This is a genomic window from Flavobacterium sp. PL002, assembly GCF_054165825.1.
The window spans coordinates 2,501-26,094 of the sequence record NZ_CM135110.1 but is presented as its reverse complement, the minus strand read 5'-3'; the positions used below and the strand labels follow the sequence as shown (position 1 = coordinate 26,094).

The window sequence follows — 23,594 nt, the reverse complement described above, 5'->3', positions numbered from 1 at the left end:
TTCTCCAACAAATATAGCATTTAAAAGCAAATGTTAAAGTTTTGAAATGAATTTTATTAGCAAATTTTCCTACAGCAGTTATTGTGGTACGAAAATGTATGCGCATGAGGGATGGCAGTGGAAATCCTCCCGCTTTTTTTTGCGGGAGATTGTAGCGTACAGCCCGACGCTACTGGTAGTGTATTAAAAAGTGTGTAAAAGTTATTATTATTATTTCAATAGAAAAAGAAGAAGTTTAGTGAAGCGTAGCGGAACTAGACTTCTTCTTTTTCTATTATTCTTTTTAATTCTTCAATCTCTCTAAAAACTGATACGGGATAAACATAGGATTTATATTCTTTTTCTATAGCCACTGATCCCATTAAAAAAAGTACCGATTCTGAGCTTGGCATTGCTCCTCTCATTTTCAATACCCGTTTGTAATCTCGATTTAAACGTTCTATCCAGTTGGTTGAATAAATCATTCTCTGAATCGAAATTGGATAATTTAAATAGGTGAAATATGCTATATTTCGCTGGTTTGAAAATGATTTTAAACTAGGATAACTTTTTTTATACTTTTCTACGAATTTACATAAATTTTCAAATGCTTCTACTACGGTAATGTTTTTTGTTTCTATTGCAAATATTTCAAGAAGTTCCTTACCTATTTCTAAACGTTTTGTTCTAGGAAAAACTGCTAAAATATTACGTTTGAGATGCACTACACATAACTGATGCTGAGCATTAACAAAAGACCTTGCAATGGCATTTTCTATTGACGTTAAGCCGTCTGAGACAACTAGGCCAACACTCTGAACACCCCGTTCTTTTAATGATTCTAATTCTTGTTGCCACAACAAAGCTCCTTCTGTAGGATGATTTACAATACTAAGGACTTCTCTAGAACCATCTTCTTTAATGCCTAATATAGTATAATATCCCTCTTTGCTGACCGATTTTTCTCTTCGAGTATGAACAAAAGTTGCATCTATATAAAACACTAAATAGTGAGAATCTAATTTGCGCTTAAGCCAAATTGAAACTTCCTCGCGACTATCTTTCATTAAATAACTGATCTGCTGCTTACTGTACTCTTTTCCGTAAATTTCTTCGTAAACATCACTAACTTGCTCGGTTGTTAAGCCTCGGCGATATAAACTAAAAATCAACTTGCGATGTTCTTCATCTTCATTGCGAAGCACATTTAAAAGCACTGGATAAAATGTTCCATTTCTTGTTCTAGGTACTTTTAAAACCATTTCTTTACCAAATCCTCGTGCTTTCCTTGTACGATATCCATTTGCAGAATCTCCTGGATGCTCTAGTTGATGTAGATGTCGTTCACTTTTCATAAAAGCATCTAATGTCATTTGCATCAGTAAGTTTGTTCCATTTTCAGAATTTGCTATATTCAACAATAATTCCGAAATTTGAGCGTGTGTAAGGTTCATAGTATGTAAGTTTATTTGTCATAATTTAAAATTACAACTTTTTTACTTTACACACTTTTTTAGTACAGTATCACGCTACTGTAACGTAGTGGAAGTAGGGGCATGCCCAAATGAAGCACAAAAAAAACGACTAAAGTAAAATCACTTTAGTCGTTTTTGATATTGGTATTGTTTATCCTAAAAATGCTTTAAACTCTTCGTAGGTTTTGATTTTGGTACTTACTTTATCCTTATTCAGCACACTTTCTATTTGCGTCGGAATCGGTAAGCTAATACCTAAAGCCGGTTCGACGGTGTCTAAAAATTTGATAGGGTGGGCAGTTTCTAAGAAGATTCCAATAGCATCAGGGTGATTAACCAGTTCTTTTTTCAAACCCAAGTATCCAACAGCGCCATGTGGCTCGGCGATGTATCCGTTGCCGTTGTAAATGGTTTTCATGGCTTCTAGAGTTTCGGCGTCGTTGTATGTAAAAGAAGAAAAGTCTTTTTTGAATTGCTCCAAATCGTTGTTGTACATTTCTTGGATGCGCACAAAATTACTAGGATTCCCTACATCCATCGCGTTCGAAATGGTCGCTTTAGATGGTTTTGGATCGTAGATTCCGTTTTCCAAAAAGCGGGGCACCGTGTCATTTACATTGGTTGATGCAACGAAATGTGCAATAGGCAAGCCCATTTTTTTAGCGATGATTCCCGCGCAAATATTCCCGAAATTCCCAGAAGGACAAGAGAAAACCAATGGTTTATTTTGTTTTTTCAAGGCTTTGTAAGCAAAGAAAAAGTAAAACATTTGGGGCAACCAGCGCGCAATATTAATGGAGTTTGCCGACGTTAAATTGTGTTGCTTCAAACTGTCGTCTAGAAACGCTTTTTTAACCATGTCTTGGCAGTCGTCAAAAAATCCGTCAACCTCTAAAGCTCTAATATTTTGTCCTAGGGTTGTCAATTGGCGCTCTTGAATATCGCTCACTTTCCCCGAAGGATACAATATAATAACATCAACGCCTTTCACACCAAGGAAACCGCTAGCCACCGCGCCACCTGTATCGCCAGAAGTCGCTACAAGCACGGTATTTTTACTGTTTTTTTTGTCTTTGTTAAAATACCCCAAACAACGCGACATAAAGCGTGCTCCCACATCTTTAAAAGCCATGGTTGGCCCGTGGAATAGCTCTAAAGAATAGATTCCGTTTTCAACTTCCACCACCGGAAAATCAAAACAAAGGGTTTCGGCGATGATCTCTTTTAATACGTTTTCTGGAATTTCGTCTCCCACAAACTGGCGAATCGCTGTGAAAGCAATCTCCTCGTTTGATAAATTTTCGATACCATCAAAAAAAGACTGTGGTAGTGGCGTGATCGATTCTGGAAAATACAATCCTTTATCACTGGCCAATCCTTGAATTACGGCTTCTTGAAAAGAAACCTTTGGTGCGTTATGGTTTAAACTGTAGTATTTCATTTTATTTGTATTGAGATCCCCACCCCAGCCCTCCCCGAAGGGGAGGGAGTCTATGCGGATGTGACTTGTGTTTTGCGTAACTTTTTTAAATATCTAATCTTATTATTTTATACCCCTTCGGGGGTTAGGGGGCTATTACTCTCACACCATCAGGATTCACTTTTGACACGTGAATTCCGTACGGTAATTGCATTTCGTCATATACTGCGCTCATGGCTTTGGCGATTTTGTTTGCGGTTGCTTCTCCTTTACTTAATGCAAAAATAGATGGACCAGAACCGGATATTCCAGATCCTAGAGCCCCGTTTTCTAAAGCGGTTTGTTTGATTAAATCAAATCCCGGAATCAATACCGAGCGCAAAGGCTCTACGATTTCGTCATGCAAAGAGCGACCAATTAAGTCGTAATCCTTAGTATACAGTCCTGCGATTAATCCGCCTACATTTCCCCATTGCATGATGGCGCTTTTTAGGGATACTGTTTGCTTCAATACCGAACGCGCATCCGATGTTTTTAACTCAATTTGAGGATGAACCACGGTAGCATACAATTCTGACGGACTTTCGATTTTGATAATATCCAACGGTGCATAACTGCGAACCAACGTAAAACCACCCAAAAGGGCAGGAGCTACATTATCGGCATGGGCGTTTCCGCAGGCTAGTTTTTCGCCTTGCATGGCAAATTGCACTAAATCTTTGATTTCAAAAGGTCTTCCTAATAATTCATTGATTCCAAAAACCGCACCTGCAGAGCTAGCCGCGCTACTACCAATGCCGCTACCGGCTTTGATGTTTTTGTAGATTTCGATTTCAAATCCCGCATCTGATTTCAAAGCTTCAAGCATTGCCAAAGCCGCAACTCCAGCCACGTTTTTTTCTGTTTCGAGCGGTAAGTCGGCACCCACTAATTTAGTGATGCGAATGCCTTTTTGATCTGATTTTCTAATAATCATTTCGTCACCCACATTGTCCAAACACAACCCTAGGACATCAAATCCACAAGATAGATTGGCAATGGTTGCGGGACAGAATATTTTTATTTCGTTCATTTTTTTTATAGTTTCTAAGTTGCTTAGCTGATAAGTTTCAAAGTTTCAAAGTTTCAAAGTTTCAAAGTTTCAGAGTTTCAGAGTTTCAGAGTTTCAAAGTTTCAAAGTTTCAGAGTTTCAGAGTTTCAGAGTTTCAAAGGTTCAAAGTTTCAAGGCTTCAGAGTTTCAGAGCTTTCGAGTTTCAAAGTTTCAGATTTGCAGATTTTCAGAGTTTCAGAGTTTCACAGATAGCAAGCTTGCGGTTATAAACAGATTTTTTTACTTTACAACTTCACAACTTTGCAACTTTGCAGCTCTGTAACTTAGTAACTTTTTTTTAAACATTCCCTATTCTAATCACATCGGCAAAAATTCCTGAGGCAGTAACTGCAGCTCCGGCACCGGCACCTTTGATTAATAAAGGTTGGTCAACGTAGCGATCGGTGTAGAACAATACAATATTGTCTTTTCCTTCTAAGTTGTAAAAAGGATGGTCTTTTGGTATGAATTGCAATCCTACGCTCGCTTTTCCATCTTCAAATTGTGCTACAAATTTCAAGCGACTCTCTTTGGCATTGGCTTCCGCTAAAATTCCTTCAAAATGGCTTGCGTATTGTGTAAGCGATTTAAAAAAGTCGTCATTGTTTGTCGTTGCCATACATTCGGCAGCCAAGAACGATTCGTTTGCAATGTCTTCGATTTCCATTTGGTACCCGCTTTCGCGGATTAGAATCAAGATTTTTCTAGCAACGTCAATTCCGCTCAGGTCAATTTTTGGATCTGGTTCTGTGAAGCCTTGAACACCGGCTTCTTTTACCACATCATGGAAAGAATTGTTTGCATCAAAATTATTGAAGATGAAGTTTAAACTTCCTGATAATACGGCTTGAATTTTATTCACTTTATCACCCGAAGCTACTAAGTTTTTTACGGTATCAATAATCGGTAATCCTGCTCCAACGTTTGTTTCGAAAAGGAAAGGGGCATTGTACCTGCGTGACAAACTCTTTAAATTTTTATAATTATCAAAAGCAGAAGAACAAGCAATTTTGTTACAAGTAACTACCGCCACACTTTCTCTTAAATAATGAGCGTAAGTTTGTGAAACACTTTCGTTAGCAGTAATATCAACAAAAATACTGTTGCGCAAATTTAGGTTTTTTACTTGCTCGATAAATAGCTGTTGGTCTGCTTTCTCTCCATTATCAAGAAGTCCTTGCCAAGATTTTAAATCAATACCTTCCTCATCAAAAAGCATTTTTCTTGAATTGGCTAGTGCAATCACTCTCAAGTTTATTTTCAAATTCTCTTTTAAGAATTTTTTCTGTTGTTTTATTTGTTCGATAAACTTTTCACCTACGTTCCCAACACCCATAACAAATAAGTTAAGTTGTTTAGTGTTCTCTTCAAAAAAGCGTTCGTGAAGTGTGTTCAAGGCTTTCTTAACATCTCGCTCATTAATTACTGCCGAGATATTTCTTTCAGAAGCACCTTGAGCGATGGCGCGAATGTTGACATTATTTTTACCAAGAGTGCTAAACATTTTACCACTTAATCCTTGGTGGTTTTTCATATTTTCACCCACTAGAGCAATAATGCAAAGGTCTTTCTCAACGATGCAAGGCTCCACTTTGTTTTGCGCAATTTCGATTTCGAATGCTTTGTTGATAGCTTCCTCAGCGTTATTAGCATCAGCATTCAAAATTCCGATACAAATTGAATGCTCTGATGATGCTTGTGTAATAAAAATAACATTCACATTAGCCTGCGATAGTGTTTCGAATAATCTTTTTGAAGATCCTAAAACCCCAATCATTCCAGGTCCTTCAAGCGTAATCAGCGAGATGTTATCGATATGACTAATTCCTTTTACTGGATTCCCATTGGCGACAGCCTTATTGGAAATAAAAGTTCCTTCGGCTGCTGGTTCAAAAGTATTCTTGATTAGAATAGGAATATTTTTTCGTAATACGGGCTGAATTGTTGGTGGATACAAAACTTTAGCACCAAAGTGAGACAGCTCCATCGCTTCTTGATACGAAATAGTAGCAATAGGTTGGGCTTGCTTTACAATACGAGGATTTGCAGTGTACATTCCGTTTACGTCTGTCCATATTTCTAATTCAGAAACATCCAAGGCACCTGCTAAAATTGCTGCCGTATAATCAGATCCGCCACGACCAAGAGTTGTTGTGATTCCGTCTTGTGACGACGCAATAAAACCAGGCATGATCGTTACTTGATGGGTAACTGATTTGAAATAAGTAGCAATTAAATCGTTTGTTACATCAAAGTTTACTGCCGCTTTCCCAAAGTTGCTGTTGGTTTTAATTAACTCTCTACTGTCTTTGTATCCTGAATTAGTTACTTTTTGTTTTAAAGCTTCGGCTATAATATATGATGACAATAATTCTCCAAAACTCAAAATTGTATCTGCTGTTCTAGGAGATAGTTCGCCTAGAAGGAAGCAACCGTCTAATAACGTTTCAAGGTGGTTTACGATTCTTTTTATGTGACTCAATAAACCGCTTTGCTCACTAACGGGAATAAATTCTTTAATGGTGTCTAAATGCTTTTTTTCAATTTCGATTACTAACGTTTTGTAAGTCTCGTCACAAGAAGCCGCTTTTGCTGCAGCGGTTTGTAATAAATCGGTCACTTTGCTCAATGCAGAAACCACTACGATTAATGGCTCTTGTTTGGCTTGATTTTGAACGATGTCTAAGACTAATTTTATATTTGTGGCATTGGCTACTGATGTACCGCCAAATTTTAATACTTTCATGTTGTGCATTTTGATTTTGAAAAAAAGCGAATATTTATTATTCACCCAAGAATTTTATCTCTCGAAAGAAATAACAATATTATACGGTTATATGTAAAAGTGTATACCCCTAAGGGGTTGTAGTTGTAGTAGAAAATGTAAACGTTATAGCAGTGCCAACCCAAATTAGAGTTGTTATCGAAGAGTGATATGTTGCGTTGTTGTTTATCATTGTTGTTTTTCAAAAATACAGCTTTTTATAAAATTCAAAAACCCTTTTAGATCGTTTTACGAATATTTTAAAAAAACTTAAGTTTATTGGTTCAGGTTTAAGATTTCCTATTTTTAAGGGTGATAATCAAGACTATTGTTATTTAAAACAGAAATAATACTAAGGAAAGGTTCGTAAGAATTCACGATTTCAAAATTATTGGTATTTAATTACACCGTTTTCTGTCTAATAATTGGTTTATTGTAATTATTAGCGGTCATTTTTAGTTTTTTATTTGGATAACTAAAAAAGAGACAGCTATTTTAAGTGCTATTTTTCAGCCTTTTATTGCCAGAAATTTAAATACAGACTATATTTTTAACTATATTTTAAATTATAACCATTATATGTTGTTTATTAATATTGATTTAATCAATTTTGGCACTCAAAATTCAAAACCACATGGATAATACACATTATATAAGTACTGAAATTCTTTCGCTCGAAATAGTGCAAGAAATTATAGCTCACAATAAATTATTGGCACTATCAGAAGAAGCGAAAGTGAATATTCAAAAGTGTCGTGATTATTTGGATAAAAAAATGGCTTCACATTCAGCTCCTATATACGGAATCAACACTGGTTTTGGATCACTTTGTAATGTGAAAATTTCGAACGAAAACCTATCCAAACTACAAGAAAATCTGGTAAAATCACACGCTTGTGGCACAGGGGAGGAAGTACCCCTTACAATTGTTAAATTGATGTTGTTACTAAAGATACAATCATTAAGCTACGGTCATTCAGGTATCCAGATGCAAACTGTGGATCGTTTAATTGAATTTTATAATAATGATATTTTACCAGTCATATATACACAAGGTTCGTTAGGAGCTTCGGGTGATTTAGCCCCTTTGGCACACTTATCATTGCCTTTATTAGGTGAAGGAGAAGTTTATTTTGAAGGAAAGAAAGTGCATTCAAAAGTAATAATGGAACGTTTTGGTTGGGAACCAATAATTTTAAAGTCTAAAGAAGGTTTAGCATTATTAAACGGAACACAATTTATGAGTGCTTATGGAGCTCACATTTTGATAAAAGCAAATAAGTTTTCTTATTTAGCGGATTTAATTGCCAGCATATCTTTAGAAGGTTTTGACGGTAGAATAGAACCTTTTCATGAATTGATTCATTTTATTAGGCCTCACAAAGGACAAATTGTAACTGCTGGAAGAGTGAAAGAGTTTCTTGAAGGTAGCGAAATTATTGCGCAGGAGAAAACACATGTTCAAGATCCATATTCCTTTAGGTGTATTCCACAGGTTCATGGTGCCTCAAAAGACGCTTTTGACTATGTGAAAAAAGTGTTTAAGACCGAAATTAATTCGGTTACTGATAATCCTAATATTTTTATCGAAAGTGATGAAATCATCTCTGGAGGGAACTTTCATGGCCAACCATTGGCTTTAGCCTTAGATTTTATGGCAATCGCTTTAGCTGAATTAGGAAGTATTTCCGAAAGAAGAACGTACCAGTTAATATCAGGCTTACGTAATTTGCCTGCATTTTTAGTAGACAATCCAGGATTGAATTCAGGATTCATGATTCCGCAATACACAGCAGCAAGTATTGCTAGTCAAAACAAACAATTAGCAACACCATCAAGCGTAGATAGTATTGTTTCTAGTAATGGTCAGGAAGATCACGTGAGTATGGGAGCTAATGGTGCTACAAAAGCGTTGCGTGTAATGGACAATTTAGAACGTATTTTAGCAATTGAATTGATGAATGCTTCACAAGCAATTGCGTTTAGAAGTCCGTTGAAGTCAAGTGAATTTATTGAAATGTTTTTGAATGCTTATCGCGAAGAAGTTTCTTTTGTAAAAGATGACCGAATATTGCATTATGATATAGAGAAAACAGTTACATTTTTGAACAGTTTCCAGATTGAAGAAGATTTATTGCACTAGATTAGTTTTCGAAGATAAAAATCAATTAAATTTGCACCCTTAAAAATAAACAAAATGTCATTAAATAGTCTTTTCCAGTTTTTAGTACCGAAGGATAAAAAATTCTTTCCACTTTTTGAACAAGCATCAAGTAATTTAATTGAATTGGCTTCAAATTTACACGAAGCGGTAAACCTTCCTTTAAAAGAAAGAGAAGTGATTTTTCATAAAATTGATGAATTAGAACAAAGAGGAGAAGATATCACTCGTCAAACAAATTTAGAATTGAGTAGAAACTTTATTACTCCATTTGATAGAGAAGACATTCACTCTTTAGTAACTGCAATTGATAATGTAGCTGACCGTTTGCATGGAGCTTCAAGCATCATGCGTTTGTATCAAGTAGATAAAATTACTAAGTCCATTAGAAAATTGACTGAAATTAATCTTGAAGCTTGCCAGAATATTGATGCTGCTGTAAAAGAGTTGAAAAATTTCAAGAACATTCCTAATATTACAGCGGCTTGTGCTAGAATTTCGAAATTAGAGAATAAATCAGACAATGTATATAACAAGGCCGTTTTTGAAATTTTCGAAAACGAAACTGATGCTAAGAACATTATTAAATACAAAGAAGTTTTATCGGTTTTAGAATCCGCTACTGACAAATGTAAAAGTGTTGCTAGTATTCTAGAATCTATTTCGGTAAAACACTCTTAAAGTTCATTTTTATTTCATTCTGAAGTTCTAAGTTTATGACGTTACTTTTAGTTATTATAGTACTAGCCTTAATTTTTGATTACATCAACGGTTTTCATGATGCTGCAAATGCCATTGCTACCGTTGTTGCTACAAAAGTATTAACGCCTTTTCAAGCTGTTCTATGGGCAGCTTTTTTTAATTTTCTAGCCTATTGGGTTTTTGGTTTTGGAGTTGCAGATACTGTAGCTAAAACGGCCAATACCATGGAAATTACTCTTGTGGTAATTCTTGCGGGAGTAATCGCAGCCATTTGTTGGAATTTACTAACCTGGTGGTTGGGTATTCCATCCAGTTCATCACATACTTTAATTGGTGGTTTTGCAGGAGCTGCAATTGCGCACTCTATTGCAATGCACGGCTTTTCAGCCTATATAGGTGCTGACGGGGCAACACATTATTGGTATGAAATTGTTAGCTGGTACAAAGCAAGTAAAGATGGTGGAATGCCATCAGGAGTGTTGATTATTATAGCCTTCATCGTTTTGGCGCCTTTATTAGGTGCTATGGCTTCTTATTTAATCTCTATTTGGTTACTTAATGCTTCACGCAAAAGTATCTATCCAAAGATTTTTACCGTTGCTTTAATGATTGCTACAATTTGGTTTGTATACGTTCAAATGATTCCTTACGACGTTATTACAGCTGATGGAAAATTACCTCGTTTTGAGAACTCTGAGTTTTGGAGTGTCGCCTTTGAACCTCACAATATCAAGTGGTTTTTAGTTGCTTTTATTATTTTAACAGTGAGTTGTTTTTGTTTAATATTTAGTAGCTTAAATCTACATCAAGCAGATGCAGCCTTAAAAAAAATGCAGTTAGTTTCTTCTGCAGCATTTAGTTTAGGACACGGTGGTAACGATTCTCAAAAAGTAATGGGTATCATAGCAGCAGCCGTTGCGGTTTATATTAATGCTAATCCTGGAATACATATGGATTCTTGGTTGGATGTTGTTTTACCATCAGAGAGTGGTGCGTTCAAAATGCCAGCTTGGATTCCGTTAGCATGTTATTCTGCTATTGCCGCAGGAACATTAAGCGGAGGTTGGAAAATTGTAAAAACAATGGGTTCAAAAATTACCAAAGTAACTTCATTTGAAGGTGTTGCCGCAGAAACTGCAGGAGCTTTGACCTTGTATTTCACTGAACATTTAAAGATTCCAGTAAGTACAACACACACTATTACAGGATCTATTATTGGAGTAGGATTAACTAAACGCGTCTCAGCAGTGCGTTGGGGAGTTACTGTAAGTCTTTTATGGGCTTGGGTGTTGACTATTCCTATCTCGGCTTTGCTAGCAGCAATCGTTTATTATATACTTAGTTTGTTTATCTAAAAAATAAATTTAAAAGCACAAAAAAACCATCTTAAACTAAGATGGTTTTTTTGTTTCAAAAAATTAATAGATTGTCTTTTTTAATTTCTTTAGCCTTTTGTAATGCGTTTGCTTTAAATTATTAGTTCCTGTTATAATGCTAATGTTTCCGTCAATTTCTAGCATTTATAATTTTACATCAGAAAAATGTTCAACGCCATGTTCTCTCATTGCTTCTCTTAATTCCTCAGAGCTTATGTTTAACTTGCTTAAGAGTTTAAAGTCCAAGGTGCCATTATGAATTAAAACCTCAGGTTTTTGCTGAATTAAAGCGCTTAGTTTGGTGTACTTAAATAGTGTTTTCTTTAAGATAAAATTTAATATAAATAAAACTAAGGCAGCAACTAAGCCACTTGCAAGACTAGTGTTGTTTCCAACCATTGCATTTTGAACCGAATTACTAATCAATAAGATTAATATGATGTCAGCAGTGTTGAGTTGAGATAATTCTTTTTTTCCAAAAATACGCAAGGCGATAATCATAAAAAAGTAGATCGCTGTACTTCTAAAAATGATATCTAAATAGACGTTCATTGGCGATTATTTACATTCTGTGTTTAAAATTTTTCTCAATCGCTTTAATCATTTCACCAGCTATATCTTTGTTTGTAGCACCTTCAATTCCTTCTAACCCTGGAGAAGAGTTTACTTCTAGCAATAAAGGCCCTTTAGAAGAACGAATAATATCTACTCCAGCTACTTTTAAATCCATAGCTTTGGCTGCTTTAATAGCAATTTTTTTCTCTTCGGGAGTTGGTTTGATTATAGAAGCTGTTCCACCAAGGTGGATGTTAGCTCTAAATTCGCCTGGCATCGCTTCACGCTGAATTGTTGCCACTACTTTTCCATCAATTACAAATAAACGTAAATCTTTACCATCAGCCTCTTTGATGAATTCTTGAACTAGTATATTGGCATTTACACTTTTGAAAGCATTAATAACACTTTCGGCTGCTTTTTTAGTTTCAGCAAGTACAACACCTTTTCCTTGAGTTCCTTCTAATAATTTTACAATTAATGGAGATCCACCAACCATTTTAATCAAATCATTAGTGTCTAAAGGAGAATTAGCAAATCCTGTTGTAGGAATGCCAATTCCGCTATTTAATAACAACTGTAAGGAGAATAATTTATCTCTTGATTGCGTGATGGCATTTGCCGAGTTTAAACTATATACTTTTAAAGCTTCAAACTGGCGGGTTAATGCACAACCGTAAAAAGTAATACTAGGGCGAATCCTTGGAATAATAGCGTCAAATTGATTCAATATGATACCGCCTCTGTAATGAATCTCTGGAGTTTGTGCATCCAGTTTCATATAACATTCTTTAATATTTAAGAAATGCATTTCATGACCACGCATTTCACCCGCTTCCATGATACGTTTATTACTATATAATTCAGGATTACTGGCTAAAACTCCTATTCTTAATCCCGTAGGGGCTTTTTCAGAATTCACATATAACTCTTTTAATGACTCCGGTGTAGGTTGTCCTAAAAGGTATTTTTCTTCTGGATCAACAAGTACTCTTCCGCTCATTGCTTCTCTCCCTAAAAGCATACGGAAACCCATCGAGTCACGGTTTGTTAACGTCATTTCAATAGGCCATGATCCTTCACCAATTTTCAAATTAGTTTGAATTACATAACGTTGTTCTCTAAAACCACTTGAACTTTTAACGATTCGTTTATCAATTAAAGGAGCTTCACAATGGATAACAGTCTTAAGGTTGTTCTGAATAGGGTTGATGTCAAATCGTACCCAGTTAGATTCATTTTTTATAAATGGAGCAATATTAATAGCATGTAGTGCAGATGTTTTTGCACCTGAATCTACTCTTGCTTTTATAGTAGGAATACCTAATTCAGGAAATGAACACCATTCCTCACTACCAAGGATAACTTTATTTTCAGACATATAGCGATTTTTGTTAAGACTGTTTATAAAAACCAAATGTAAATATTTGTTTTTAAATTAAAGGGTATTTATATAAAGAATAAAACCCGTTAGTTTATAAAAACGTAACGGGTTTGTTATTATTTAGTTATACAAATTTTATTATAAATTAGTAGGCTCTTCTGCTTTCTGAACTTTTACAGTTAGCTCTTGAGCACCTTCTTCTATATCCATAAAAATTTCATCTCCGGATACAATTTTAGAAGTAATAATCTCTTCGGCTAAGGCATCTTCAACGTATTTTTGAATGGCTCTTTTTAATGGTCTTGCGCCAAATTGTCTATCAAAACCTTTATCTGCAATAAATGATTTCGCTTTATCAGATAGTTTTAAATTGTATCCTAATTCAGCAACTCTTGCATATAACTTTTTCAATTCAATTTCGATAATTAAATCAATATCATGTTTTTCTAAAGCATTGAATACAATTACATCGTCAATTCTATTTAAGAATTCAGGAGCAAAAGTTTTCTTTAGTGCATTTTCAATGATACTTTTCGAGTTATCATCAGCTTGAGCAACTTTAGCAGCAGTTCCAAAACCAACACCTTGTCCAAAATCTTTCAATTGTCTTGCTCCTACATTAGAAGTCATAATAATGATTGTGTTTTTAAAGTCGATTTTTCGACCTAAACTATCGGTTAAATAGCCATCATCAAGAACTTGTAACAACATATTGAAAACATCCGGATGCGCTTTTTCAATTTCATCCAAAAGAACTACAGCATACGGTTTTCTACGTACTTTTTCAGTCAATTGACCACCTTCCTCATATCCAACATATCCCGGAGGCGCTCCCACTAAACGAGAGATAGCAAATTTCTCCATGTATTCACTCATGTCAATACGAACTAAAGCATCTTCAGAATCAAATAATTCTTTGGCTAATACTTTTGCTAATTGTGTTTTACCCACACCTGTTTGTCCTAAGAAAATAAACGAACCAATAGGTCTGTTTGGATCTTTCAAACCAGCACGATTTCTTTGAATCGAACGAGCAATTTTTAAAACAGCTTCTTTTTGACCTACTACTTTGCTTTCAATAAGCTCAGGTAGTTTAGCTAATTTGTTACTTTCAGTTTGCGCAATACGATTTACCGGGATTCCAGTCATCATCGAAACTACATCGGCAACGTTATCTTCAGTAACCTCAATTCGGTTATTTTTAGCATCTTCTTCCCATTGTTCTTGAGCGATTGCTAATTCTTTTTCGATACGTTTTTCATCATCTCTAAGTTTAGCAGCTTCCTCATACTTTTGTTTTTTAACAACAGCATTCTTAAGTTCTCTTATTTCTTCAAGTTGGCGTTCTAGATCTAAAATCTTTTTAGGGACTTCGATATTTGTAATGTGAACGCGAGATCCTGCTTCGTCAAGAGCATCAATAGCTTTGTCTGGTAGAAAACGTTCTGACATGTAGCGATCCGTCAACTTCACACAAGCTTCAATGGCTTCTTGCGAATAGGTTACATTGTGGTGATCTTCATATTTGTTTTTGATATTATTCAAAATAGTAATCGTTTCTTCAACAGATGTTGGTTCTACAATTATTTTTTGAAAACGTCTTTCAAGGGCACCATCTTTTTCAATGTATTGGCGGTACTCATCAAGAGTTGTTGCTCCAATACATTGGATTTCTCCTCTTGCTAATGCAGGTTTGAACATATTGGATGCATCCAAAGAGCCAGTAGCTCCACCTGCACCTACAATAGTGTGAATCTCATCGATGAAAAGAATGATATCGTCATTTTTTTCTAATTCATTCATCACCGCTTTCATGCGCTCTTCAAATTGACCTCTGTATTTAGTTCCAGCAACAATACTAGCTAAATCAAGAGTAACTACTCGTTTATTGAATAAAATACGAGAAACTTTCTTTTGAATAATACGTAAAGCCAATCCTTCAGCAATAGCAGATTTACCAACACCAGGTTCTCCAATAAGTAATGGGTTGTTCTTTTTGCGTCGGCTTAAAATTTGACAAACACGTTCTATTTCTTTTTCACGACCCACAACAGGATCTAGTTTACCTTCCTCAGCCATTTCCGTTAAATCTCTCCCAAAATTATCTAAAACCGGCGTTTTTGACTTTTTATTGGATTTATTGGCGGGATTATTGAAATTACTCTCTTTAAGACTGTCATCTTGTCCTGATTCATCATTATATGAGTCGGACGCTCTTGGTAAATTTTCCAAGAATTCTTCTTCGCTTGGTGTCATATTTATATACTGTTCTTTAGCTAGATCATAATCTATTTTAAGTTTATTCAATAGCTTGGTTGTAGGATCGTTTTCGTTTCTTAAAATGCACAATAATAAGTGTGCAGTACTTACAGAAGTGCTTTGAAAAACTTTAGCTTCTAGAAAAGTTGTTTTCAGTGCGCGTTCTGCTTGGCGTGTAAGGTGTAGGTTTTTTTTATCTGTATTTATATCTGTTCCAGGTGTTGCAGGGCTTAGTATTTCTACCTTTCGACGCAAATGTTCTAAATCAACAGATAGGTTATTAAGTATTTGTATTGCTTTGCCATTACCATCTCTAAGGATGCCTAGCATTAAGTGTTCAGTTCCAATGAAGTCATGTCCCAGTCGTAAAGCTTCTTCTTTACTGTAGGTAATAACATCTTTTACTCTTGGTGAAAAATTATCATCCATAATATATATTTAGTAAATGTAAATTTAGTGAATTACTATTGTAAAAACAAAAACCGTTCCTAAGTTCGTCTGTCAGCTAATTGACAAAAAAAAGTGGAAATATGCTAATCTAAGTTTAAAAATAGTAAATAAATTCAATAAAAACATTGTTAATAAATCTTTGAAATTAGTGTTGTTAAAAGCTTTAAAAAATTTTAAAAAGCTGTATATTGGCACGTTTTGAAACTAATATAATTATTTAATATAACAACTTATGTCTGAAGGAGAAAAGTTAATTCCTATTAACATAGAAGATGAAATGAAATCAGCTTACATTGATTATTCGATGTCAGTAATTGTATCTAGAGCGCTTCCAGATGTTAGAGACGGTTTAAAACCAGTTCATCGAAGAGTTCTTTATGGAATGTATGATTTAGGAGTTTTTTCAAATAAAGCCCATAAAAAATCCGCAAGAATTGTTGGAGAAGTTTTAGGAAAGTATCACCCACACGGAGATACATCTGTTTATGACGCCATGGTTCGTATGGCTCAAGAATGGAGTTTACGTTATTTATTAGTTGACGGTCAAGGTAACTTTGGTTCTGTTGATGGAGATAGTCCAGCAGCAATGCGTTATACTGAGGCTAGAATGCGTAAGATTTCGGAAGAAATTATGGCAGATATCGAAAAAGAAACAGTTGATTTTCAATTGAACTTTGATGATACTTTATATGAGCCAAAAGTAATGCCAACAAGAGTTCCTACTTTATTAATTAATGGTGCAACAGGAATTGCTGTAGGTATGGCTACAAATATGCCGCCACACAATCTTACAGAGGTGATTAATGGTACGTTAGCTTATATGGATAACAATGATATTGAGATCGATGAGTTAATGACTTATATTAAAGCACCTGATTTTCCTACAGGTGGAGTAATCTATGGTTATGAAGGTGTTCGCGAAGCCTTTAAAACAGGTAGAGGTAGAGTTGTGATGCGTGCTAAAGTTGGTTTTGAAGAAGTAGATGGTAGAGAATGTATCATTGTTACTGAAATTCCTTATCAAGTGAATAAAGCCGACATGATTAAGCGTACGGCAGACTTAGTAAATGATAAAAAAATTGAAGGAATTGCTAATATACGTGATGAGTCTGATAGAAACGGTATGCGTATCGTTTATATTTTAAAGCGTGACGCTACTCCTAATGTAGTTTTAAATACCTTATATAAGTATACACAATTACAATCTTCTTTTAGTGTAAATAATATTGCATTAGTAAAAGGTCGTCCACAAATGTTGAATCTAAAAGACATGATTCACTATTTTGTAGAACACCGTCACGATGTGGTAACTCGTAGAACGCAGTTTGAATTGCGTAAAGCAGAGGAAAGAGCGCACATATTAGAAGGATTGATTATTGCTTCGGATAATATTGATGAAGTTATTGCTTTAATTAAAGCATCTAGTAATACAGAAGAGGCTAGGGGAAAATTAATCGAAAGATTCAAATTATCAGATATTCAAGCGAGAGCAATCGTTGAAATGCGTTTGCGTCAATTAACAGGTTTAGAACAAGACAAGTTAAGAGCAGAATATGATGAAATCATGAAATTAATTGAGCATTTAAGAGCTTTGCTTGCTGATGTGAATTTAAGAATAGCTTTGATTAAAGAAGAATTAGAAGAAATTAGGGAGAAATACGGAGACGAACGTCGTTCTGTAATTGAATATGCTGGTGGTGATGTTAGTATCGAGGATTTAATTGCTGATGAGAATGTTGTAATTACAATTTCGCATGCTGGATATATCAAGCGTACTAATTTATCGGAATATAAAACTCAAAATAGAGGTGGGGTAGGGCAAAAAAGTGCTGGTACAAGAGATCAAGATTTCTTAGAGCACATGTTTGTAGCTACAAATCATCAATATATGATGTTCTTTACTCAAAAAGGGAAATGTTTCTGGATGCGTGTTTATGAAATCCCTGAAGGAAATAAAACAGCTAAAGGTAGGGCTATTCAAAATCTTATAAATATTGAGAGCGATGATAAAGTGAAGGCTTTTATTTGTACTCAAGATCTTAAAGATAAAGATTATATTACTTCTCATAATTTAGTAATGGTTACTAAAAAAGGGCAGGTTAAAAAGACTTCTTTAGAGAAATATTCAAAACCTAGAGTTAATGGTGTTGCTGCAATTACTATTAAGGAAGGTGATGAGTTATTAGAAGCTAAATTAACAAATGGTGAAAGCCAAATCATACTTGCTTTAAAGTCTGGAAAATTAGTTCGTTTTGAAGAAACTAAAACACGACCAATGGGAAGAACGGCTTCTGGAGTACGTGGAATTTCACTTAAAGATGATAATGACGAAGTAATTGGTATGATTACTGTTGATAAAGACGCTGTAAATGATACCCAAGTTTTAGTTGTAACTGAAAAAGGTTACGGAAAACGTACTAAATTAGTTGATGAAGACGGAGAAGATGTTTACCGTATTACAAATCGTGGTGGTAAAGGAGTGAAAACTTTGAATATTACAGAGAAAACAGGTCAATTAATTTCCATAAATGCGGTTACTGATGCTGATGACTTAATGATTATCAATAAATCAGGATTAACAATCAGGATGGCTATTGAAGATTTGCGTGTTATGGGTCGTGCGACTCAAGGGGTGAAATTAATCAACCTGAAAGGAAAAGACTCTATCGCTGCGGTTACTAAAGTAATGAAAGATGACGCTGAAGAGGTTATTGTTGATGAAGACGGTAATGTTATTGAGGTTGAAACAATCGAAAGAGTGAAACCTGTATTAGAGGTTTTAGAAGATGAAGGTTCTGATGACGATGACGACGATGATTCTGATGACGAAGTAGAAGAGGATGATAGTGAGGATGATGCTGATGATTCAGATGAAGATTAATAAATAGGAATAAATAAATTAAAATTAAATAAAAGGAATGTTATGAAAGGTAAATATGTAATACTTGCATCAGCTTTAATGGTATCAGTAGCTACTTTTGCTCAAAAAGATCAAATTAAAGCAGCTGAAAAAGCATTTAGAAAAGGGCAAGCTCAAGAAGCTGTTGGAATTTTAAATGAAGCAGAAAGTTTAATAACTAATGCGTCAGATTCTGAAAAAGCACAATATTTTTTTATAAAAGGAAATGCTTTATTAGATTTAGCAAATAAAAATGTAGAAGAGGATAAAAATTTATCTTTAGCAGCAGATGCTTATGTAAGTTTAATTGCTGCCGAAAAAGCTTCAGGGAAATCTAAATATTCAGGAGAGGCTGCGAATTCTATAATTACTATAAAAAATAAGTTAATAAATAGTGCTATTGCTGATTCAAAAATCGATAAACACGCTTCAAGTGCAAAAAAATTGTACGATGCTTATTTATTAGATAAAAAAGATACTCTGAATTTGTATTACGCAGCTGCAACTTATGTCAATGCACAGGATTATGATAATGCGTTAAAGTTATATGGTGATTTAAAAGACTTAAACTACTCGGGGAAAGCAACAAATTATTTGGCGATTAATAAATTAAATCAACAAAATGATAATTTCAGCACGCTTCAAGAAAGAGATAGGATGGTTAAATTAGGAACTCATGAACAGCCTACAATTGAAGAAATTCCATCTAAAAGAGGAGAAATTTATAAAAATATCGCTTTAATTTTGGTTCAAAATGGTAAAACTGCTGAGGCTAAAGAAGCGATTACTGCTGCTAGAAAAACAAACCCAGATGATACGTCGTTAATCTTGACAGAGGCTAATTTGTATTTAGAAACTAAAGATTTTGATACTTATAAGAAATTAATAGGTCAAGTTTTGGAAAAAAATCCAAATGATGCTGATTTAATTTTCAACTTAGGAGTAATTAGTTCGAATGCTAAAAATGTAGCTGATGCTGAAAAGTATTATAATAGAGCTATTGAAATCAATCCTAAATACCTAAATGCTTATATTAATATGGCGGCATTAAAATTAGATAAAGAAGGTGTGATTATTGCAGAAATGAATAAATTAGGCACTTCTGATAAAGATATGCAGCGTTATGATGTATTGAAAAAACAGAGGCAAGAATTGTTTAAAACTGCAATACCTTATTTAACTAAAGCATTAGAACTTGACCCTAAAAATGGGGATGTTTCAAAAACACTTTTAGGAGTATATAGTGCTTTAGAAATGACTGCTGAGAAAAAAGCATTAGAAGCTAAAATGTAAAATTTAATTTTTAAAATAAAATTAAGAATTTAAATTATATTGTTACTATTATAAAAATGGAACCCTTGGGTTCCATTTTTTTTTTTTTTTTTATTTAGATCTATATTTGATTATGGATTTTTTTTATGGAGACGGGGTTAAGTTTTTATATTGAAAAATGAATTATTAATTTATAGGAGCTATTTCCTGCTATCCGCTACAATCTAGTTCGCTAATCCCGATAGTTATCGGGAGGCTCCCTAGGATTTCCACTACTATCAGGGCTAGGGGAGGAGTGGTGTGTTTGAATCAAGATTTTGATACCTATATATAAGGAGTGATTAGTTTATTCAAATTGCATTTAGTAATAAAAGGTAATAACTGAGTTGTGTTAAGAGGATTAGTCGCTTCTACAAAGTCGCTCTTAGCTGTAAAGTAGTTTAATGAAAGTATTTTTAAGCGAGTTGTAACTTAGGGAAAACAATTAATAGGTTGTAAATCTAATAAAAACCCAATCTACAATAGTAATAATTCCTACTTTTACACAAAACCGCATCAGCAGCTCTTTTTCAAAGACAAGGTTTTCAGTAGTTTAAAATTAAAGTTATAAAAACATTAAAAAAAGGCAATCAAAAGTATTGTTTAACGGTATAAAGGAGTTACTTTTGCACCCGCAACAGCGAATAAGTTCTTTACATTATGGCAGGCAAAACGAAATAAGTTGAAAATTTATTTTCAGATTATTTTAAAAAAAGCTTGTGAGAAATAAAAGAGTTTATTACTTTTGCACCCGCTTCGAGAAACATGTATAACATGAAAACGAGGTTAACAAAAAGGTAAGAACACGTTCCTAGACATATTGAATTGACAGCCGTTTTAATAGAGATGTTAGAACAAAAGAATAAGAGTAATAGAATAGATAGATTAGAGTATAACCAATAGATCTTCAGTCAAAAATAAATAGCTTAGTAATAAGCAAATAATATACGATGAAGAGTTTGATCCTGGCTCAGGATGAACGCTAGCGGCAGGCTTAACACATGCAAGTCGAGGGGTAGTTATCTTCGGATAATGAGACCGGCGCACGGGTGCGTAACGCGTATGCAATCTACCTTTCACAGAGGGATAGCCCAGAGAAATTTGGATTAATACCTCATAGTATAGTAGTCTCGCATGAGACCACTATTAAAGATTTATCGGTGAAAGATGAGCATGCGTCCCATTAGTTAGTTGGTAAGGTAACGGCTTACCAAGACTACGATGGGTAGGGGTCCTGAGAGGGAGATCCCCCACACTGGTACTGAGACACGGACCAGACTCCTACGGGAGGCAGCAGTGAGGAATATTGGACAATGGGCGCAAGCCTGATCCAGCCATGCCGCGTGCAGGATGACGGTCCTATGGATTGTAAACTGCTTTTATACAGGAAGAAACACTGGTTCGTGAACCAGCTTGACGGTACTGTAAGAATAAGGATCGGCTAACTCCGTGCCAGCAGCCGCGGTAATACGGAGGATCCAAGCGTTATCCGGAATCATTGGGTTTAAAGGGTCCGTAGGCGGTCAGATAAGTCAGTGGTGAAAGCCCATCGCTCAACGGTGGAACGGCCATTGATACTGTCTGACTTGAATTATTAGGAAGTAACTAGAATATGTAGTGTAGCGGTGAAATGCTTAGAGATTACATGGAATACCAATTGCGAAGGCAGGTTACTACTAATATATTGACGCTGATGGACGAAAGCGTGGGTAGCGAACAGGATTAGATACCCTGGTAGTCCACGCCGTAAACGATGGATACTAGCTGTTGGGAGCAATCTCAGTGGCTAAGCGAAAGTGATAAGTATCCCACCTGGGGAGTACGAACGCAAGTTTGAAACTCAAAGGAATTGACGGGGGCCCGCACAAGCGGTGGAGCATGTGGTTTAATTCGATGATACGCGAGGAACCTTACCAAGGCTTAAATGTAGATTGACCGGTTTGGAAACAGACTTTTCGCAAGACAATTTACAAGGTGCTGCATGGTTGTCGTCAGCTCGTGCCGTGAGGTGTCAGGTTAAGTCCTATAACGAGCGCAACCCCTGTTGTTAGTTGCCAGCGAGTCATGTCGGGAACTCTAACAAGACTGCCAGTGTAAACTGTGAGGAAGGTGGGGATGACGTCAAATCATCACGGCCCTTACGCCTTGGGCTACACACGTGCTACAATGGACGGTACAGAGAGCAGCCACTGGGCAACCAGGAGCGAATCTACAAAACCGTTCTCAGTTCGGATCGGAGTCTGCAACTCGACTCCGTGAAGCTGGAATCGCTAGTAATCGGATATCAGCCATGATCCGGTGAATACGTTCCCGGGCCTTGTACACACCGCCCGTCAAGCCATGGAAGCTGGGGGTGCCTGAAGTCGGTGACCGCAAGGAGCTGCCTAGGGTAAAACTGGTAACTAGGGCTAAGTCGTAACAAGGTAGCCGTACCGGAAGGTGCGGCTGGAACACCTCCTTTCTAGAGCCTTAGTGTTAGCTAAGTATTATTTTTAATGAATAAGTATTTATACTTAAGAATTAAGGATTAAGAAAAGCACGGTAGGGAAAGAGACGAAAAGAGACATTGGGGTCTGATTTAGAAGTTTTATTACTCTTGCTGTTAATTTAAAGAAATTGAATAAAAAATAATTTAAGAATAAGAGTGTCTCGTAGCTCAGCTGGTTAGAGTACTACACTGATAATGTAGGGGTCGACAGTTCGAGTCTGTCCGAGACAACTATTTAAACTTAAAGGAAATTCTAGAGTTGAAAAGCAACAAAAATTAGTGCTAGTCACTAATTACTGTTCACTAGTCGCTCAAAAATGGGGGATTAGCTCAGCTGGCTAGAGCGCCTGCCTTGCACGCAGGAGGTCAACGGTTCGACTCCGTTATTCTCCACTATCTAAAGTAGTAAGGATTAAGAAATAAGGATTAAGTGAGAACTTATGCCTTAATAATTAAGCCTTCATGCTTACAGAAAAAGTTCATTGACATATTGAGATAAGAAAAATATTAAAAGTAGAAAGCGTTTTTTACTAGAGATAGTAAAATACAAGAAAAAACGGTCTTAATTAATTTTAAGATTGGTACAATAAGCAAAATAAGGGCGTATGGGGGATGCCTTGGCTCTCAGAGGCGATGAAAGGCGTGATAAGCTGCGAAAAGCTACGGGGACAAGCACACATTGATTGATCCGTAGATTCCTGAATGGGGCAACCCACTAGATTGAAGATCTAGTACACCTTCGGGTGGGCAAACCCGCTGAACTGAAACATCTAAGTAGGCGGAGGAGAAGAAAACAAAAGTGATTCCGTAAGTAGTGGCGAGCGAACGCGGATTAGCCCAAACCAATGTTGTTACGGCAATGTTGGGGTTGTAGGACCACGTTATTTGTTGCGGATAGAATTAGAATTTACTGGAAAGTAAAGCCAAAGAAGGTGATAGCCCTGTATAAGTAATAGAAGATAACAATAGTGGTATCCTGAGTAGGGCGGGACACGAGAAATCCTGTCTGAATTTGGCGGGACCATCCGCTAAGGCTAAATACTCCTGAGAGACCGATAGTGAACCAGTACCGTGAGGGAAAGGTGAAAAGAACCGTGAATAACGGAGTGAAATAGATCCTGAAACCATACGCTTACAAGCGGTCGGAGCCCTTTAGTGGGGTGACGGCGTGCCTTTTGCATAATGAGCCTACGAGTTAACGTTGCTGGCAAGGATAAGTGGTTAAGTCACGGATCCGTAGCGAAAGCGAGTCTGAATAGGGCGCTTTAGTCAGTAGTGTTA

Annotated in this window: 11 protein-coding genes, 2 tRNA genes, 2 rRNA genes and 1 pseudogene (1 of these 16 cut by a window edge); 9 read left to right on the top strand and 7 right to left on the bottom strand. The window is 35.8% G+C overall.

Going from position 1 to position 23,594, the window contains the following annotated elements; all coding sequences use genetic code 11:
• Nucleotides 1-254 precede the first annotated feature (254 nt).
• The 4 genes from ACVEGE_RS00085 to thrA all read right to left on the bottom strand — a co-directional run bounded on the left by ACVEGE_RS00085 (nucleotide 255) and on the right by thrA (nucleotide 6,710).
• Nucleotides 255-1,433 (bottom strand): IS256 family transposase, encoded by a 1,179-nt coding sequence (locus ACVEGE_RS00085; protein WP_458008584.1) that lies wholly within the window; start codon nucleotides 1,431-1,433, stop codon nucleotides 255-257.
• Between the two features lie 172 nt (nucleotides 1,434-1,605).
• Nucleotides 1,606-2,895 carry a threonine synthase gene (gene thrC / locus ACVEGE_RS00080; RefSeq protein WP_192500479.1) on the bottom strand — a complete coding sequence of 430 codons (1,290 nt, stop codon included), beginning with the start codon at nucleotides 2,893-2,895 and terminating at the stop codon, nucleotides 1,606-1,608.
• A gap of 124 nt (nucleotides 2,896-3,019) precedes the next feature.
• The gene (locus ACVEGE_RS00075; RefSeq protein ID WP_192500478.1) at nucleotides 3,020-3,946 is read right to left on the bottom strand and encodes a homoserine kinase; all 927 of its coding nucleotides are present in this window, start codon (nucleotides 3,944-3,946) and stop codon (nucleotides 3,020-3,022) included.
• Nucleotides 3,947-4,262: 316 nt separating this feature from the next.
• On the bottom strand, nucleotides 4,263-6,710 hold the full coding sequence (gene thrA / locus ACVEGE_RS00070; RefSeq protein ID WP_192500477.1) for a bifunctional aspartate kinase/homoserine dehydrogenase I: 2,448 nt from the start codon (nucleotides 6,708-6,710) through the stop codon (nucleotides 4,263-4,265).
• Nucleotides 6,711-7,362: 652 nt separating this feature from the next.
• Here thrA and hutH point away from each other — a divergent pair.
• From hutH to ACVEGE_RS00055, 3 genes are read left to right on the top strand one after another with little or no spacing between them, the layout of a single operon-like run.
• Complete coding sequence (gene hutH, locus ACVEGE_RS00065; protein WP_192500476.1) at nucleotides 7,363-8,871, top strand: histidine ammonia-lyase; 1,509 nt, start codon at nucleotides 7,363-7,365, stop codon at nucleotides 8,869-8,871.
• A gap of 54 nt (nucleotides 8,872-8,925) precedes the next feature.
• Nucleotides 8,926-9,570 carry a DUF47 domain-containing protein gene (locus ACVEGE_RS00060; protein ID WP_173854144.1) on the top strand — a complete coding sequence of 215 codons (645 nt, stop codon included), beginning with the start codon at nucleotides 8,926-8,928 and terminating at the stop codon, nucleotides 9,568-9,570.
• 35 nt (nucleotides 9,571-9,605) lie between these two features.
• Nucleotides 9,606-10,946, top strand: coding sequence for an inorganic phosphate transporter (locus ACVEGE_RS00055; RefSeq protein WP_192500475.1), 1,341 nt, complete (start codon nucleotides 9,606-9,608; stop codon nucleotides 10,944-10,946).
• 63 nt (nucleotides 10,947-11,009) lie between these two features.
• On the opposite strand, the pseudogene ACVEGE_RS00050 reads toward ACVEGE_RS00055, so the two are convergent.
• From ACVEGE_RS00050 to ACVEGE_RS00040, 3 genes and pseudogenes are all read right to left on the bottom strand, one after another.
• Nucleotides 11,010-11,519: pseudogene (locus ACVEGE_RS00050) on the bottom strand (DUF421 domain-containing protein).
• Between the two features lie 10 nt (nucleotides 11,520-11,529).
• A complete protein-coding gene (gene rimK, locus ACVEGE_RS00045; protein WP_173854141.1) occupies nucleotides 11,530-12,903 on the bottom strand; it encodes a 30S ribosomal protein S6--L-glutamate ligase in 1,374 nt (457 codons plus the stop codon).
• Between the two features lie 141 nt (nucleotides 12,904-13,044).
• The gene (locus tag ACVEGE_RS00040; RefSeq protein ID WP_192500474.1) at nucleotides 13,045-15,594 is read right to left on the bottom strand and encodes an ATP-dependent Clp protease ATP-binding subunit; all 2,550 of its coding nucleotides are present in this window, start codon (nucleotides 15,592-15,594) and stop codon (nucleotides 13,045-13,047) included.
• A gap of 253 nt (nucleotides 15,595-15,847) precedes the next feature.
• On the opposite strand from ACVEGE_RS00040, the gene gyrA reads away from it, so the two are divergent.
• The 6 genes from gyrA to ACVEGE_RS00010 all read left to right on the top strand — a co-directional run.
• Entirely contained in the window at nucleotides 15,848-18,496 is a 2,649-nt protein-coding gene (gyrA, locus tag ACVEGE_RS00035) for a DNA gyrase subunit A (protein ID WP_173854139.1), read from the top strand.
• A 42-nt stretch (nucleotides 18,497-18,538) separates the two neighbouring features.
• Nucleotides 18,539-19,807, top strand: a complete 1,269-nt coding sequence (locus ACVEGE_RS00030) for a tetratricopeptide repeat protein (RefSeq protein ID WP_192500473.1) — start codon at nucleotides 18,539-18,541, stop codon at nucleotides 19,805-19,807.
• Between the two features lie 965 nt (nucleotides 19,808-20,772).
• Nucleotides 20,773-22,286: ribosomal RNA gene (locus tag ACVEGE_RS00025) — 16S ribosomal RNA — on the top strand.
• A gap of 184 nt (nucleotides 22,287-22,470) precedes the next feature.
• Nucleotides 22,471-22,544, top strand: a tRNA-Ile gene (locus ACVEGE_RS00020).
• 88 nt (nucleotides 22,545-22,632) lie between these two features.
• A tRNA-Ala gene (locus ACVEGE_RS00015) sits at nucleotides 22,633-22,706 on the top strand.
• A 191-nt stretch (nucleotides 22,707-22,897) separates the two neighbouring features.
• Nucleotides 22,898-23,594, top strand: a 23S ribosomal RNA gene (locus ACVEGE_RS00010); it runs 2,187 nt beyond the window's last position.
• The 16S and 23S rRNA genes sit together here with 2 tRNA genes alongside, the layout of an rRNA operon.

Bases quoted from the DNA above. Each gene is read 5' to 3' on its own strand.
- ACVEGE_RS00085 (WP_458008584.1), bottom strand. From the start codon at position 1,433: ATGAACCTTACACACGCTCAAATTTCGGAATTATTGTTGAATATAGCA.
- thrC (WP_192500479.1), bottom strand. From the start codon at position 2,895: ATGAAATACTACAGTTTAAACCATAACGCACCAAAGGTTTCTTTTCAA.
- ACVEGE_RS00075 (WP_192500478.1), bottom strand. From the start codon at position 3,946: ATGAACGAAATAAAAATATTCTGTCCCGCAACCATTGCCAATCTATCT.
- thrA (WP_192500477.1), bottom strand. From the start codon at position 6,710: ATGAAAGTATTAAAATTTGGCGGTACATCAGTAGCCAATGCCACAAAT.
- hutH (WP_192500476.1), top strand. From the start codon at position 7,363: ATGGATAATACACATTATATAAGTACTGAAATTCTTTCGCTCGAAATA.
- ACVEGE_RS00060 (WP_173854144.1), top strand. From the start codon at position 8,926: ATGTCATTAAATAGTCTTTTCCAGTTTTTAGTACCGAAGGATAAAAAA.
- ACVEGE_RS00055 (WP_192500475.1), top strand. From the start codon at position 9,606: ATGACGTTACTTTTAGTTATTATAGTACTAGCCTTAATTTTTGATTAC.
- rimK (WP_173854141.1), bottom strand. From the start codon at position 12,903: ATGTCTGAAAATAAAGTTATCCTTGGTAGTGAGGAATGGTGTTCATTT.
- ACVEGE_RS00040 (WP_192500474.1), bottom strand. From the start codon at position 15,594: ATGGATGATAATTTTTCACCAAGAGTAAAAGATGTTATTACCTACAGT.
- gyrA (WP_173854139.1), top strand. From the start codon at position 15,848: ATGTCTGAAGGAGAAAAGTTAATTCCTATTAACATAGAAGATGAAATG.
- ACVEGE_RS00030 (WP_192500473.1), top strand. From the start codon at position 18,539: ATGAAAGGTAAATATGTAATACTTGCATCAGCTTTAATGGTATCAGTA.